The sequence below is a fragment of the Streptomyces sp. NPDC101393 genome (assembly GCF_044767385.1).
GTDB lineage: Bacteria > Actinomycetota > Actinomycetes > Streptomycetales > Streptomycetaceae > Streptomyces.
In genome coordinates this window covers 74,215-88,110 of sequence record NZ_JBIWNU010000014.1, presented here as the reverse complement: position 1 = coordinate 88,110, position 13,896 = coordinate 74,215, and the positions used below count along the sequence as shown (strand labels likewise).

Sequence of the window (13,896 nt, the reverse complement as noted above, 5' to 3'; positions counted from 1 at the left end):
TGCGTGCGCTCGGCAGGCCGGGTGCGCGTCCTCGTACCGCGGAGGTTCTCGGGCTTGCGCCCGGTGCGGCGCGAGTGCGTGCCAGGCGTCGCGGGGCCGGGGCACTTACCGGCTCCGGCCGGGGGAGGGACGTTGCGGAAACGGCCCAGGACGTGACGTGGGGATCAGGTCGGCCCCCGCGAGCCCGGCCTCATCCCCACGAAGCTCCTGGGCCCCTCAGGCGAAGACCCGGGGTCCCTCAGGCGGAGCGGCCCTGCCGCTCGCCGCCGCTACCGCCCCGCTGCCCCCTCTTCCCCGGTGGTGCGGGCGAGGGCGAGTGCGTCAAGGAGCAGACAGACGTGGTCGACGGCGTCCCGCCCCGCGGGGCCGTCGGCCACCTCGGCGTCCTCCAGGAGGCCGGCGGTGCCGCGGAGCAGCCCCAGCAGGTCCTCACTGGCGTCACTCGTCGGCCCGGCATGGTCGAGAACGGAGCGGATCTGCTCGCCCGTGAGGGGGCGACCCGTCTCCAGGTAGCGGAACAGCGCCACGGCGGCTCGCCGGTCGGCGTCGTTCGGCTTCCACAGACCGAGCGCGTGGTGGTCGATGAGCGCGGCCGCCTCGGCACGGATCTCCTCTGGAACATGCATGCCCACGAAGCTCTCACACCGGCTCGCCTGCCTGCTGGGAGCCGATCCGGGCGCAGCGCCCGTCCCCGCGCCCGTCAGCCGCCGCCGACGAGCCCGGTTGACCAGGCATCTTGTACGGGTCTTTGCTTTCGCCCGGCCGCCTGGCCGGGGCCGTCGCGGCCACCGGCCCTGTGGCAAGAGTTACACGTCCCGCAGCCCCGCGAGAGATCCGTCATCCGCCGCGGCGGGATCCTGAGGCACACGGACGGCCGCAGGTCGCGTGGACCACGGCTGAGGAGACCCGCGGGCCGCAATACCCCTCCCTTGGCAGAGATTGCCAAGATTCACGCAGCCGCATAGCCGGGAAACATACCCGCTGGTTTACTGGCCCTCTGGTGTCCGAGCCAGGACTACGGGACCATCGAAGCACCTCAGCGGACTGCCCGCGGCCACGTTCGGCGCGACGCCGCCCCGACCCGGGGCCGTGCCTCGCCCGCCGCACCGAGCCACGGGCCGGTTCCCCGAGGAAGGGATCCAGGGCCGCCGGGCCGGGGCCCGCAAACGTCCCCGGCCGGGCCGCGGAAGGGGCGCTGCGCTCCGCATCGCGCGGGTCGCCCACCGTATGCGGGAGGTGTAGAAAGAGGACATGGCCGGACGCTACGGCCGCCCGCGTTCGGTTCTGAAGATGCGAACTGTCGCCGGCCAGGTCTTTCTCCTGCAGGTGGCGATCGTGCTGCTGCTCGTCGCCGCCGCCATGACGGCGCTCGTGCTGCAGTCCAGGACCGACGGGGAGCGCGAGGCCCGCAACCGATCGGTCGCCGTCGCCGAGACCTTCGCCAACGCGCCCGGCATAGAAGAGGCGCTCCGCAGCGCCCACCCCACCACAGTGCTCCAGCCACGCGCCGAAGAGGCCAGGAAACGCTCCGAGGTCGACTTCATCGTCGTGCTGAACACCGACGGCATCCGCTACACCCACCCCCTGCCCGACCGCATCGGCAAGAGATTCGTCGGCAACATCAAGCCCGCGCTCGCCGGCGGCATCGTCACCGAGAAGATCACCGGGACGATAGGCCCCCTCGTCCAGGCCGTGGTCCCCGTCAAGGGTCGCGACGGCACCGTCGTCGGGCTCGTCTCCGCCGGCATCACCATCGACCGCGTCAGCGGCGTCGTCGAGGACCAGTTCCCCCTCCTCTTCGGTGCGGCGGCCGGCGTGCTGCTGCTCACCACCGGCGGCACCGCCCTCGTCAGCAGACGACTGCGCCGCCAGACCCACGGCCTCGGCCCGGCCGAGATGACCCGGATGTACGAGCACCACGACGCGGTCCTGCACGCCGTACGTGAGGGCGTGCTCATCGTCGGCGGGGACGGCCGGCTGCTCCTCGCCAACGACGAGGCACGCCGCCTGCTCGGCCTGCCGTCGGACGTCGAAGGACGCACGATCGACGAGCTGGGGCTGGATCCGGCCACCGCCCAGCTGCTCGCCTCCGGGCGGATCGTCACCGACGAGGTGCATCCGGTCGAGGACCGCCTGCTCGCCGTCAACCAACGGTCCACCGACCAGCACGGCGGTCCGCCGGGCAGCGTCACGACGCTGCGTGACACCACCGAACTCCAAGCGGTCACCGGCCGGGCCGACATCGCCCGAGGACGGCTGACACTCCTCTACGACGCCGGCACCGAGATCGGCACCACCCTCGACGTGGTGCGCACCTGCGAAGAACTCGCGGAGTTCGCCGCGGCCCGCTTCGCCGACATCGTCACCGTCGACCTGGCCCTCCCGGTGCTGCGCGGGGAGGAGCCGGTCGCCACCGGCGCCGACACCGACATGCGGCGGACGGCCGTCGGCGGACACCCCGAGGACACGGGGCTCTACCCCATCGGCAAGACGATCCGGTTCGTCCCGACGACTCCCCTCGGCAGCGGCCTCGTCAACGGTGAGGCGGTCCTCGAACCGGATCTGGCGGCCTTCGCCGGATGGGAGCAGCAGGCCGTCGATCGTGCCCGGCAGGTCGTCGAGAGCGGCATCCACTCCATGATCGCGGTGCCGCTGCGTGCCCGCGGCGTCATCCTGGGCGTCGCCATCTTCTGGCGCTCGGCGAAGCCGGAACCCTTCGAGGAGGAGGACCTCTCCCTCGCCGAGGAACTCGTCGCCCGCGCCGCCGTGAGCGTCGACAACGCCCGCCGCTACACCCGTGAACACACCATGGCCGTGACGCTCCAGCGCAGCCTGCTGCCGCGCGGACTGCCGGATCAGAACGCCGTCGAAGCCGCCTACCGCTATCTGCCCGCCCAGGCCGGGCTCGGCGGGCTCGGGGGCGTCGGCGGCGACTGGTTCGACATCATCCCGCTGCCCGGAGCCCGAGTCGCACTCGTGGTGGGCGACGTCGTGGGCCACGGCCTGCACGCCGCTGCCACCATGGGCCGGCTGCGCACCGCCGTCCACAACTTCGCCAATCTCGACCTGCCCCCCGACGAGCTGCTGTGGCATCTCGACGAACTCGTCGCCCGGATTGACCAGGACGACGCCGTGGACGGCGCCGAGGGCGGGGTCAGCGGTGCCACCTGCCTCTACGCGATCTACGATCCGGCCTCCGGCCGCTGCACCATCGCCCGCGCCGGACACGTCCAGCCCGTGGTGCTGCGGCCCGACGGCACCGCGGAATTCGCCGAGGTGCCCGGCGGCCCGCCGCTGGGGCTGGGCGGGCTGCCCTTCGAGACCTGGGAAGAGCGGCTGCCCGAGGGGAGCCGCCTGGTGCTCTACACGGACGGGCTCGTCGAGGACCGGGACCGCGATATCGACGAGGGGCTGGCGCTGCTGGGCGCCACCCTGGCCGGCCACGTGGAGCGGACTCCGGAGGAGACCTGCGAGGCGGCCCTGCAAGCCCTGCTGCCCGACCGCCCCAGCGATGACATCGCGCTGCTCGTCGCCCGTACCCGCGTGCTGGACACCGCCCATGTGGCCGACTGGGACGTTCCGTCCGATCCCTCCGCGGTGGCCGAGGTGCGTGCCGCGGCGGTCGGCAAGCTCGCGGAGTGGGGCATGGCGGAGGAGTCCTTCACCACCGAGCTGATCCTCAGCGAGCTGGTCACCAACGCCATCCGCTACGCGAGCGGCCCGATCAGCGTGCGTCTCATCCGCGACCGGGCCCTGATCTGCGAGGTCTCCGACCGCAGCAGCACCTCCCCCCATCTCCGGCAGGCGGCCACCACCGACGAGGGCGGCCGGGGACTGTTCCTCATCGCCCAGCTCGCCGAACGCTGGGGCACCCGTTACACCGCGGACGGCAAGGTCATCTGGACGGAGCAGCCGCTGCCGACGGACGCCGCCTCCGGCCATCCGTACGACCCCTGAGCGCGCCCGGCTCCGCCCCTGGGGCGTGTCCCCGACCGGCGCTCCCGCCTCCCTCTCCCGCGCGCAGCAATATTTACATTTGGTGGGCGAATAGGTCCTTTAGAGGGTTTTGGTGGAGAAGATCGATTCGTGTGGACTCTGGTGACGTTGTGTGGGTATGGAGCCAAGAGAGTTGTGGGGACGGCATGCCGTTTTGGCGGAAGCTTTCTGCGCTGGGGACGAACGGGTGAGGGAGGCGCAGGCGCAGCTGGACGAGGCGCAGGCGGACCGTTCGCGGGTGCTCGCGGCGTTTGCGGTGACGGTGGGGAACACGGGAGCCGTGGCCGGGCTGTTCGGGCTGAACGAGCGGGAGGTGCGGGTGGCCCGGCGGACCGTGGGCAAGGACGATGCCCGCGCCGTAGCCGATCAGTTGCTGGCCGCCGCTTCGGATTCCGCGCTGCTGCGGGAAGGCGAGGCGATGGGGGATCCGGGCGACGGGACCGGCGTTTGCCAGGACGGTACGGCGGGTGCTCCGGTGCCGCAGGCCACGACGGGCGCGGTGCCCGGCGAGGGAACGGGCACCAACGGCGCGGGGGAGGCGGGATGGTCGGCGGCCCTCGACGCGGTGCTGGTCGGCAGTTGGCAGACGGGGGTCGATCTGCGGGAGCTGGCCACGGAGTTCGGACTTGATCTGACGCGTTTGCTTGCCAGGGCCCAACAGCTGTCGGCGCAGGGGCGGTTGCCGTCCGGCGCCGTGCACGGCGGGGAGGGGCAGGCGGGACGGCACCGGCGGGGCACGGGCGAGGCCCGCGACGCCGAATGCGCCATCCCCGCCCAGCAGTCGGCGAACTGGAACAGCGCGCCGGGCACCTACGCGGCGGCGGGCTACCCGGCGTCGTCCGCCTGGTACCCCTCCCCGGTGCAGGGGGAATCCGTTCCGGAGATGGCCGCGCTGCCCACCGACTGGGACCACGCCCTCGCCGCATGGGGAACGTTCCCGCCCACCCACGAGGAGCCCACCCACGCCCAGCAGCCCTGGACCCAATACCACCTCAGCTCCTGACGCGGCATCCGGCGCATCCCTGAGCGGTGCGCCGTAACTCCCCCGTCTGCGCGCGGTGGGAGAGCCGGCTCGGCCGTCCCGCGGACGGGGCAGCTCAGCCGGCGTCCAGGGCGATGCCCGGCGCTGTCTGCTCCATGGCGGCGTCGACGGTCTGTGCCGGCAGCACCGCGATCGTCATCGGGCCGACGCCCGGGACCGGAGTGATCAGACCCACGCGCTCCCTTGCGGTGTCGACATCGTTATCGCCCACATTCCCCGGGTGGTAGCCGGCGTCGATGACCACGGCACCCGGCTGGATGTCCGCGCCCCGGAGGAACCGCGGCCGGCCCACCGCGGCGACCAGGACATCGGCCTCCGAGACGACCGAGGCCAGATCCGTGGTCCGCGAATGGCAGTACGTCACCGTGGCATCGCGGGCGAGCAGCAGCATGCCGACGGGCTTGCCGAGAAGGGCACTCCGGCCGACCACGACGGCACGCTTGCCGGCCAGATCGACGTCGTACTCGTCGAGCAGCCGCAGAATGCCGCCAGGGGTGCAGGAAACGAATCCGGGCAGGCCGAAGCTCATCGCGGCGAACGAACGCATCGTGACGCCGTCGACATCCTTGTGGGGAGCGATGGCCTCGAACGCGGCGCGTTCGTCGATATGCGGCCCGACGGGGTGCTGCAGCAGAATGCCGTGCACCTCGGGGTCCCGGGACAGGCCGGTCAGTGTCTCCACCAGCTCGGCAGTGGTCGTGGTGGCCGGGAGGGCCGGCTGACGGGAGCGGATCCCCGCCTTCTCGCACCGCGCACGCTTCATACGGACGTACGTGACGGCGGCGGGATCGTCGCCCACCAGCACGGTCGCCAGGCACGGAGCCGTGCCGGTCCGCCGGGTGATCTCCGCTGCCGTGGCCGCGCTGCGCGCGACGATCCGGCGGGCGAGAGCGGTGCCGTCCATGAGACGGGCGGTCTGTGTACGGGACACGGGCTACTCCTGCGCATCGCGGCGAGTCGCCCAGGCGCGCGGCACATGACGAGGGACGCCGGGCCGCTCACCGGTGGTCTCCACCTCAGCGCCAGTCACGGCCTGCGCCCAGCGTAGGGGAGCCGGAGCGGGTGTGAGGCATGCCTCGGGGGCAGGGCTGGCCACGGACCCCGGCTGGTTGTTAGGGAGGGGGCATGGCTATTGAGATTCCGCCCGTTTTGACCGTGACCGCAGTGAGCACCATCGAATCGACCGATCTGGAGGACGCTCACCGCACCGACTCCTGGATGGTCATCGAGACCGCGGAGCAGGGGCAGTTCCTGCTCAACCTGCCCGGCCCGCTGCCCGAGGCCGTCAAACAGTCCACGTACGTCGCCTCACACCTGGCGGGGGACGGCCGACTGCCGCTCACCGAGCAGGACAGCGCGGCCTACCGCGAGCGCATCGCCGCGCTCGACGCCTGCGAGTAGACCTGCTCTGTGGGTCTGTACTCACAAGCGGAGCGCAGCATTCGGCCTGTTTCCAGAGGTCTCCGACCGACCTGACACCCTGGTCACCCCAGTGGTGGTGAGGACTCGGGACGCCCCAGAAGAAGCACCCCGTCCTGAAGGTCCTGGCCGGCGCCGTCGGCGTCGTGGTGGTCTTCGGGATCGGCGCCGCGGCCGGCAGCGGCGGCGCGGAGGACACCGGCGGCAAGAAGTCCGCCCGACCCGCCCCCGCCGTGACGGTCACCGTCACGGCCGAGGCGAAACTCGCCAAGGCGGCGGCCGGGAAGCCGAAGGGCGCTCCGGAGCCCGCCGAGAAGGGGGCGGCAGAGCCCGGGGACACCATCGGCCAGGGCGGCTGTCTCGTCGGCGAGGACATCGGCGCGGGCACGTAACAAGACAGCAGGCCCCAGCGATTCCGACCTGCCGCTCTGCTACTGGGCGCGCAACAAGGACAGCTCCGGCGAGATGGACACCATCATCGCCCACCGCACTCCGGAGGGCCCCTCCCGCATCACCATCAACAAGGGGGAGACGTTCGAGACCCACGGCTGTGCGGAGTGGAAGAAGGCCGGCTGACACCGGCCTCAGGCGGGGCCGAGTCCGTTGATCAGGGACCGGGCCACCATGTCGGCACCCTGAGCCGGAGTCAGTTCCGGCATCTCGTGTGAGGCGAGGTGGGTGAGGTGGGTGAGCAGCGAGCGGGCCCAGCGGTCCGGGAGGCCGGGGCGGAGGACCCCCTCACGCACCGCGCGGGCCATGAACGCGTCAAGCTGCTCGATCAATTGCCGGAACCGGGCGGCGACCGCGTCGTCCCGTACCTGCTGAAGATCCACCGGCCACCGCCTGGCGACGGTGATGATGCCCTCCGCATACCGGTGCAGCGCCACTGCCACGGGCGCCTCGGCCGGCCGTGCCTGGGCAAGGGCCTGCTCGCAGGCGTCGAGTTTGGCCGCGTGAATGGCGGTCAAAAGGGCCTCGCGGGTGTCGAAGCGGCGGTAGACGGTGCGCCGGTCGACGCCCGCTGCTGCCGCGATCGCCGCGATGCTCGTCCCGGGATCGCTCGCCAGCAGGCGCGCTCCGGTCTGCAGGACCGCGTCCAGATTGCGTGCCGCGTCAGCTCTCATCGTGACCGGAGCATAGGCATGGCCGGGACCGATGAACCAGAACATGACTGGGACCGATACCCCGGAAAGTGCCCTCCGGCTCTTGCGACGGGACGGTTAACTGTCACATAGGTGTGGCACTTGATGCTCGACTGTCCCGCTCGACGGTCCCGCCGTCGCGCCCTTCCTCCTGCCGGGAGTCCTGTGTGCGCCCGATCCGCATGTCCGAGAAGTTGAAGAACGTCGTGGATTCGAGGGTCTTCGTCACCGTCGCGACCCTGCAGCCCGACGGGAGCCCGCACCAGTCGGTGGTGTGGGTGGGCCGCGACGGTGACGATCTGTTCTTCGTGACCGGTGTCGACAAGCTCAAGGTGCGCAATCTGCGACGCGATCCGCGGCTGAGTGTGCCGGTCAACCCTCCGGACGAGCCCTACGGATACGCGGTGATCAGCGGGATCGCACGGTTCGAGAGTGCGGGCAGCCGCGAGCGGATGGACCAACTGGCCCTCAAATACACCGACAAGACCTTTGCCGCGCACCGTCCGGAGGCCCAGGCCGCCCTCCCGGAGCTGGTCACCGTCCACCTCACCCCGAGGAAGATCGCGTCCCGTCTCCTGTGAGCCGAGGAGGCGATGCCCGGCGCATCCGGCTTCGCGAAATCCCCCACTCGCCGCGACCGTGAGATGACCGGCCCCGCGCACCGCAGCCGAAGTCGCCTACCACCAAGGCGACGTGGGAGCTACCACGCCGGCTCTCCCCGCGCGGGCGACGTCATCACCGCGGCGTCCCGCAACCACCGCTACCCCCACTGCCCGTCATGGCAGAGTGAGCACATGCTCATATCCCCGCATCAACGACGAAGACACCTCGCCGCCGCCCTGCTCCTGAGCGCCGCGTTATCCCTGACTGCCTGCGGCCCGCAGCGCGTCGCGGCGAGCGCCCCCAATACATCCCCCAACCCCAGCCCCAGCCCCAGCTCCTCCGTTTCCGGCGCCTCCCCCTACGTGGAACCCGGAGCCAACGACGGAGCCCCGCACCACAACGAGAACAACGCCGGCCGCCAACCCCGAGACATGTCCCCCACCAGCGAGAAGGACGCACAGCGGGAAGCGAAGCGCATCGAACCCGTCCTCAAACGGCTCTGGAAACAGGGGAAGTGGGACCCCGGGACCGTGCGCTCGGAGATGCTCGCGCTCGGCTACAAGGAACGAACCGGCCCCCATGGCGAGCAACTCGGCGGGAACCTCGACGTACGTGGCATGGATCCCCGTGACGAGTCCGGCCACTCGGTCACACCCGAAGGCGCCCAGATCGGGCTGCACGTCCACCAGGACGCCTGCGTCACCGCATTCGTGCAAAAGACCAACTACCAGGTGCAGGTCAACGGGCCGTACCTGGAGTCAGGTTGCTTCACACCGCCCTTCGCCCACTGATGACCCGCGGGGCCCCGACGGCACACTCTCCATGACGCCGCATTCCCTACGGGCCGCCCTGCCTACACCAACGCTCCCGAGGACGTGACGGTGAAGGCCCGTCCTCGTACGGCGAGATCCGACGTTCCGTCGTCGTCGGCCCACGCGATGAAGACGGATTCCGCTTCGCCCCCGAAGGCCGACGCGGCGCAGACCTGGAAGCGATTGCCGTTCGCCGCCGTACTGACCTGCACCTTGCCGCTGAGAGAGAGTTCGGTGGCGGAACACATCTTCGCCATGACGGTGGGGACGGTGTCGAAGGTGGCCGCGCTCTGCTCCACCCAGGCGAGCAGGAAGCGGCCACCCGGCAGAGGTGCGAGGGCCGGACCGGAACGGTTGAAGTCCCGCGGCTGGCCTGCGGTCACGCTGGTGACCTCGTCGCCGTTTCCGTTCGGATCGTAGATGCCGGCTTCCACGGTGGTCTGCGCTACCCCGAGGTCGCTGGGCCCGATGCCGTCGATGTGCGCGACGACGAACTGTCCGTTGTCGAGCAGCGTGATGGCGTTGTCCCCGTTGAATCCCGAAGCGTTGGGCTGGATCTCGCTGCTCTGCGGGGCTCCTTCGAAGTCGAAGACCCTGAAGGTGAGCCGGCCTCCGCCGATCGATGAGGGGTCGGTCGTCCAGGCGATGACGTAATTCCCGTCCGCCAGAACCGTCACGGCCGGGTTCTCATGGAACCCCTCGGTCGTGTTGACCGTGAATTCCGGGCCCGCCTTGGTGCCCTCGGACTGGAAACGCTGGGCACGGATCCGCTGGTCCGCGCGTGAGCCCGCCCAGGTCACGAGACAGCCACCGTCGATCATGTTGGTGACGGACGGCCGGGTCGCCGGGTCGATGCTGGTGCCGTTGACCTGAACTTCGGGCCCCGACGGTTGCCCGTCGACGAATCGCCGCAGTTTCAGCTGCGGGACGGGCGGGGGATTGACGGCCTCTTCCCTCCACACCGCGAAGGAGGAGAACCCCGAGGATTCCACTGTCGGCCACTGCCGCGTCATGTTGCCGCCGGGCGGCGTCGGCGTGCTGACGTGGAACTCTTCACCGAACTTGGTCCCGGTCCTGCCCAGGTTCTGGCCTGTGATGCCGGCGTCACTCCCGTCCGCCCACATGGCCACGTACTGCGCACCCTGCACCGAGTCGACGGACGGCTGGAACTGGGCCCCGCTGGTGGTCGTACTGACCAGAATCTCGTCCATGGCCGTACTCCGTTTCGTCGCTTCGCTTCAGACAACGGGTGCCAGGACCAGGCGCTATGCCAAGCGTGACACGTCACCGACGCCCCTGCATCCGCACTCTCACGACGTACGTCGGGTGCGGATCCTCCACTCGCGACGGGTGCGGGCCCAAGGTGCTCAGACCGTCGGCCAAGCCCGCTCGGCCGCTTCCGGGGAGGCCGCCGACTCCGCCCCTCAGCCCGCCGACTCGCCCGCGTGCGGAGCCAGCGTTCCCGCCGCGATCAGGGCGAACAGGGCGATGCCCAGCAGGATGCGGTAGATGACGAACGGCATGAAGCTGCGGTGCGAGATGAATTTCATGAACCAGGCGATCACGGCGTAGCCGACCACGAAGGCGATGATCGTGGCGAAGATCGTGGGGGCCCAGGCGACGTGACCCTCGCCGGCGTCCTTGAGTTCGTATGCGCCGGAGGCCAGTACGGCCGGGATGGCGAGCAGGAAGGAGTAGCGGGCCGCCGATTCGCGGGTGTAGCCCATCAGCAGGCCACCGCTGATGGTGGCGCCGGAGCGCGAGACGCCCGGGATCAGCGCCATGGCCTGGCAGATGCCGTACAGCAGGCCGTCCTTGACGTTCAGCTCCTCCAGCGTCTTGCGCTGCTTGACGGCGCGGTGCCGGCCGCCGGCCTCGTCGCGGGCGGCCAGCCGGTCGGCGATACCGAGGACCACGCCCATCACGATGAGGGTGGTGGCGATCAGCCGCAGATCGCGGAACGGGCCCTCGATGGCGTCCTTGAGGGTGATGCCCAGCACGCCGATCGGGATCGAGCCGACGATCACCAGCCAGCCCATCTGGGCGTCATGGTCGTGCCGCAGCTCACGGCGGAAGAGGGAGCGTGCCCACGTCGAGACGATCCGCGCGATGTCCTTGCGGAAGTAGATGATGACGGCCGCTTCGGTGCCGATCTGCGTGATGGCTGTGAACGCCGCGCCGGGGTCGTGCCAACCTGCGAACGCCGCGGTCAGTCGGAGGTGCGCGCTGGAGGAGATGGGCAGAAACTCGGTCAACCCTTGGACGAGTCCGAGAACGAACGATTCAAACCAAGTCATGGAAACTACGCTATCCAAGGGTGATCAAGCGCTTACCGGCGCGGGCGGGGAGAAAGCGGACTGCGGCGGCGGATGCGGAACAGATCGCCGCCGACGGGGGGCAGCGTAGCGCCCGAAGATGTCCGCGGGGCCACCAGGCCTTGGACGGTGCGTGCGCGGCGCGGAGGGGGATGGCGGGCCGCGCCCGCCCGCGCACGGGCCGGGGAGGGCGCCGGAGTCACTTTCCGCGCAGGGACTTACGTTTGCACCATGCCACGATCAGCGCGCCCAGACCGCTGACCGCGATGAAGCCCATGGAGATCAGGAACGCCGGCGAGGTGGGGGTCGCGGCCTGCGCGCCCGCGACGGCGTACGCCGCGGTGTTGGGCACGCTGCCCAGCGCCGTCGCGAGGAGATAGGGGAACCAGCCCATGCGCGAGATGGCGGCGCAGTAGTTCGTGGCGCAGAACGGCAGGCCGGGAAAGAGCCGGATCGCCAGCATCGAGCGGAAGCCGTGCTCGCTCAACTGCCGGTCCGCGGCCGTCAGCCAACGGGCGCGCAGCAACGGCCGCAGCGCGTCCTGGCCGAGCAGTCGGCCGAGCCCGAAGGCCAGCCCGGCGCCCAGGACCGTACCGGCGAGGGCGGAGACGAGGCCGGCCTGACTGCCGAAGAGCGCGCCGGCCGCGAGGTTGAGGATCGGCCGCGGTACGAAGGCGGTGGTGCACACGCCGTACGCGAGGGCGAAGACCACCATGGCCGTGGGGCCGGAGTACTGCGGCGGCCAGCCGCCGGCAAGGAGGCGCTGCGGCTGCCACAGCAGCATCGCGGCGGCGGCGCAGGCCAGCAGCACCAGCAGCAGGGCCAGCCGGGACCACGGGGAGAAGAGCACACGCGTGCAGCGCGCGGCGAGGCCGTCGGGCGATGCGGCGGTTTCGAGCATCCCGGGAGCGTAGCCGACACGGCTGTCAAGGGAGTGTCACCGTGCCGGGTGTGCGGCCGCGTTCTGTCCGCGGCCGGTCCATCGGTGGGGGATGTCCGTCGGTCCGTTGTCGGAGGAGCCGTCGGTCCGTCGGTCCGTCGGTCCTCCCGTCCGTCGGTCCGGCGGTGGATTAAATCGGTCGACGACCGAGGCGCTGCCCGGCACCATGAGACGCATGTTCCGGCACGCCTTCACCTCGCTCCCGTCCGCAGCCGCGGACGCGTCGAAGGCTGCCGTCGACTTCCTCGCGGTGATCGCCGCAGCAGACGGCGCACGAAGCTGACCCTCTCCGGATCGTCCGGCGGACCCCACAGGGGGAGGGTCGGTCGGACCGGGGGTCCCCACGGCGCCAAGTCGCCGTCCTCACCGCATTGTTGCGAGGAAGAACACCATGCCCAAGACGGCATACGTGCGCACCAAGCCGCACCTGAACATCGGCACCATGGGTCACGTCGACCACGGCAAGACCACGCTCACCGCCGCCATCACCAAGGTCCTCAGCGACCGGGGGAGCGGCACCTTCATCCCGTTCGACCGAATCGACCGGGCCCCGGAGGAGGCCGCCCGCGGCATCACCATCAACATCTCGCACGTCGAGTACGAGACCGGCACCCGGCACTACGCCCATGTGGACATGCCCGGCCACGCCGACTTCATCAAGAACATGGTGACCGGCGCGGCGCAGCTGGACGGCGCGATCCTCGTCGTCTCGGCGCTCGACGGGATCATGCCGCAGACCGCCGAGCATGTGCTGCTCGCCAAGCAGGTCGGCGTACGCCACATCGTCGTCGCCCTCAACAAGGCCGACGCCGGCGACCCGGAACTCACCGACCTGGTCGAGCTCGAAGTGCGCGAACTGCTGGGCGGGCACGGCTACGACGGGGAGCACGTACCCGTCGTGCGGGTCTCCGGGCTGCGGGCGCTGGAGGGTGACCCGCGCTGGACGGAGGCGATCGACGCGCTGCTGGACGCCGTGGACACCTACGTCCCGATGCCGGAGCGGTATGTCGACGCGCCGTTCCTGCTGCCGGTGGAGAACGTCCTCACCATCACCGGGCGCGGCACCGTCGTCACCGGCGCTGTCGAGCGCGGCACGGTGCGGGTCGGTGACCGGGTCGCGGTACTGGGCGCGGAGACGGAGACGACGGTCACCGGGCTGGAGACATTCGGGAAGCCGATGGAGTCCGCCGAGGCCGGCGACAACGTCGCGCTGCTGTTGCGCGGCCTGCACCGCGACCAGGTGCGCCGGGGCCATGTGGTCGCGGCTCCGGGCAGCGTCACACCGCGGCGCCGGTTCACCGCCGAGGTGTACGTGCTGTCCACCGAGGAGGGCGGCCGCCGCACACCGCTGTCCAGCGGCTACCGGCCGCAGTTCTACATCCGCACCGCGGACGTGGTCGGCGACCTCGACCTCGGCGAGCGCGCCGTCGCCCGCCCCGGCGAGACGGTGACCGTGTCCGTCGAACTCGGCCGGGACGTACCGCTGGAGACCGGCCTCGGCTTCGCCATCCGCGAGGGCGGCCGGACCGTCGGCGCGGGCACCGTGCGCACCGTCGAGGAGTGAGGCGGGGCTGCCCGTAGGCCACCGGCACCGTCACACCGCATGCGCCCCGCGCCCTTTCCCGGG

Annotated in this window: 13 protein-coding genes; 7 read left to right on the top strand and 6 right to left on the bottom strand. The window is 70.8% G+C overall.

Features of this window, described 5'->3' with window-relative positions:
• Positions 1–269: 269 nt before the first annotated feature.
• Complete coding sequence (locus ACIRQ7_RS34155; protein WP_404266427.1) at positions 270–626, bottom strand: hypothetical protein; 357 nt, start codon at positions 624–626, stop codon at positions 270–272.
• Between the two features lie 625 nt (positions 627–1,251).
• Between ACIRQ7_RS34155 and ACIRQ7_RS34150 the strand changes: the two genes are divergently transcribed.
• Entirely contained in the window at positions 1,252–3,957 is a 2,706-nt protein-coding gene (locus ACIRQ7_RS34150) for a SpoIIE family protein phosphatase (RefSeq protein ID WP_404266426.1), read from the top strand.
• Between the two features lie 226 nt (positions 3,958–4,183).
• Positions 4,184–4,999 (top strand): hypothetical protein, encoded by an 816-nt coding sequence (locus ACIRQ7_RS34145; protein WP_404266425.1) that lies wholly within the window; start codon positions 4,184–4,186, stop codon positions 4,997–4,999.
• 94 nt (positions 5,000–5,093) lie between these two features.
• Here the strand turns inward: ACIRQ7_RS34145 and ACIRQ7_RS34140 are convergent, their stop codons facing one another.
• Complete coding sequence (locus ACIRQ7_RS34140) at positions 5,094–5,942, bottom strand: bifunctional 5,10-methylenetetrahydrofolate dehydrogenase/5,10-methenyltetrahydrofolate cyclohydrolase (protein ID WP_404266457.1); 849 nt, start codon at positions 5,940–5,942, stop codon at positions 5,094–5,096.
• Between the two features lie 221 nt (positions 5,943–6,163).
• Here ACIRQ7_RS34140 and ACIRQ7_RS34135 point away from each other — a divergent pair, with 221 nt between their 5' ends.
• Together ACIRQ7_RS34135 and ACIRQ7_RS34130 are read left to right on the top strand one after the other, a co-directional pair.
• Entirely contained in the window at positions 6,164–6,439 is a 276-nt protein-coding gene (locus ACIRQ7_RS34135) for a hypothetical protein (protein ID WP_403669423.1), read from the top strand.
• 164 nt (positions 6,440–6,603) lie between these two features.
• Positions 6,604–6,849 carry a hypothetical protein gene (locus ACIRQ7_RS34130; RefSeq protein WP_404266424.1) on the top strand — a complete coding sequence of 82 codons (246 nt, stop codon included), beginning with the start codon at positions 6,604–6,606 and terminating at the stop codon, positions 6,847–6,849.
• Positions 6,850–7,041: 192 nt separating this feature from the next.
• Here ACIRQ7_RS34130 and ACIRQ7_RS34125 read toward each other — a convergent pair whose 3' ends face one another.
• Entirely contained in the window at positions 7,042–7,581 is a 540-nt protein-coding gene (locus ACIRQ7_RS34125; RefSeq protein WP_404266423.1) for a TetR/AcrR family transcriptional regulator, read from the bottom strand.
• Positions 7,582–7,766: 185 nt separating this feature from the next.
• Here ACIRQ7_RS34125 and ACIRQ7_RS34120 point away from each other — a divergent pair, with 185 nt between their 5' ends.
• Positions 7,767–8,180 (top strand): PPOX class F420-dependent oxidoreductase, encoded by a 414-nt coding sequence (locus ACIRQ7_RS34120; RefSeq protein ID WP_404266422.1) that lies wholly within the window; start codon positions 7,767–7,769, stop codon positions 8,178–8,180.
• A 453-nt stretch (positions 8,181–8,633) separates the two neighbouring features.
• Positions 8,634–8,993, top strand: a complete 360-nt coding sequence (locus ACIRQ7_RS34115) for a hypothetical protein (protein ID WP_404266421.1) — start codon at positions 8,634–8,636, stop codon at positions 8,991–8,993.
• Positions 8,994–9,055: 62 nt separating this feature from the next.
• Here the strand turns inward: ACIRQ7_RS34115 and ACIRQ7_RS34110 are convergent, their stop codons facing one another.
• The 3 genes from ACIRQ7_RS34110 to ACIRQ7_RS34100 all read right to left on the bottom strand — a co-directional run bounded on the left by ACIRQ7_RS34110 (position 9,056) and on the right by ACIRQ7_RS34100 (position 12,230).
• Positions 9,056–10,225, bottom strand: a complete 1,170-nt coding sequence (locus tag ACIRQ7_RS34110) for a hypothetical protein (RefSeq protein WP_404266420.1) — start codon at positions 10,223–10,225, stop codon at positions 9,056–9,058.
• Between the two features lie 213 nt (positions 10,226–10,438).
• On the bottom strand, positions 10,439–11,311 hold the full coding sequence (locus ACIRQ7_RS34105) for an undecaprenyl-diphosphate phosphatase (protein ID WP_404266419.1): 873 nt from the start codon (positions 11,309–11,311) through the stop codon (positions 10,439–10,441).
• 217 nt (positions 11,312–11,528) lie between these two features.
• On the bottom strand, positions 11,529–12,230 hold the full coding sequence (locus tag ACIRQ7_RS34100) for a TVP38/TMEM64 family protein (RefSeq protein WP_403669408.1): 702 nt from the start codon (positions 12,228–12,230) through the stop codon (positions 11,529–11,531).
• Between the two features lie 430 nt (positions 12,231–12,660).
• Here ACIRQ7_RS34100 and tuf point away from each other — a divergent pair, with 430 nt between their 5' ends.
• Positions 12,661–13,833, top strand: a complete 1,173-nt coding sequence (gene tuf, locus ACIRQ7_RS34095; RefSeq protein WP_401477985.1) for an elongation factor Tu — start codon at positions 12,661–12,663, stop codon at positions 13,831–13,833.
• Positions 13,834–13,896: the final 63 nt, after the last annotated feature.

Excerpts from the sequence above, each read along its gene's own strand:
- ACIRQ7_RS34155 (WP_404266427.1), bottom strand. The coding sequence starts at position 626 with ATGCATGTTCCAGAGGAGATCCGTGCCGAGGCGGCCGCGCTCATCGAC.
- ACIRQ7_RS34150 (WP_404266426.1), top strand. The coding sequence starts at position 1,252 with ATGGCCGGACGCTACGGCCGCCCGCGTTCGGTTCTGAAGATGCGAACT.
- ACIRQ7_RS34140 (WP_404266457.1), bottom strand. The coding sequence starts at position 5,942 with ATGGACGGCACCGCTCTCGCCCGCCGGATCGTCGCGCGCAGCGCGGCC.
- ACIRQ7_RS34135 (WP_403669423.1), top strand. The coding sequence starts at position 6,164 with ATGGCTATTGAGATTCCGCCCGTTTTGACCGTGACCGCAGTGAGCACC.
- ACIRQ7_RS34125 (WP_404266423.1), bottom strand. The coding sequence starts at position 7,581 with ATGAGAGCTGACGCGGCACGCAATCTGGACGCGGTCCTGCAGACCGGA.
- ACIRQ7_RS34115 (WP_404266421.1), top strand. The coding sequence starts at position 8,634 with ATGTCCCCCACCAGCGAGAAGGACGCACAGCGGGAAGCGAAGCGCATC.
- ACIRQ7_RS34110 (WP_404266420.1), bottom strand. The coding sequence starts at position 10,225 with ATGGACGAGATTCTGGTCAGTACGACCACCAGCGGGGCCCAGTTCCAG.
- ACIRQ7_RS34105 (WP_404266419.1), bottom strand. The coding sequence starts at position 11,311 with ATGACTTGGTTTGAATCGTTCGTTCTCGGACTCGTCCAAGGGTTGACC.
- ACIRQ7_RS34100 (WP_403669408.1), bottom strand. The coding sequence starts at position 12,230 with ATGCTCGAAACCGCCGCATCGCCCGACGGCCTCGCCGCGCGCTGCACG.
- tuf (WP_401477985.1), top strand. The coding sequence starts at position 12,661 with ATGCCCAAGACGGCATACGTGCGCACCAAGCCGCACCTGAACATCGGC.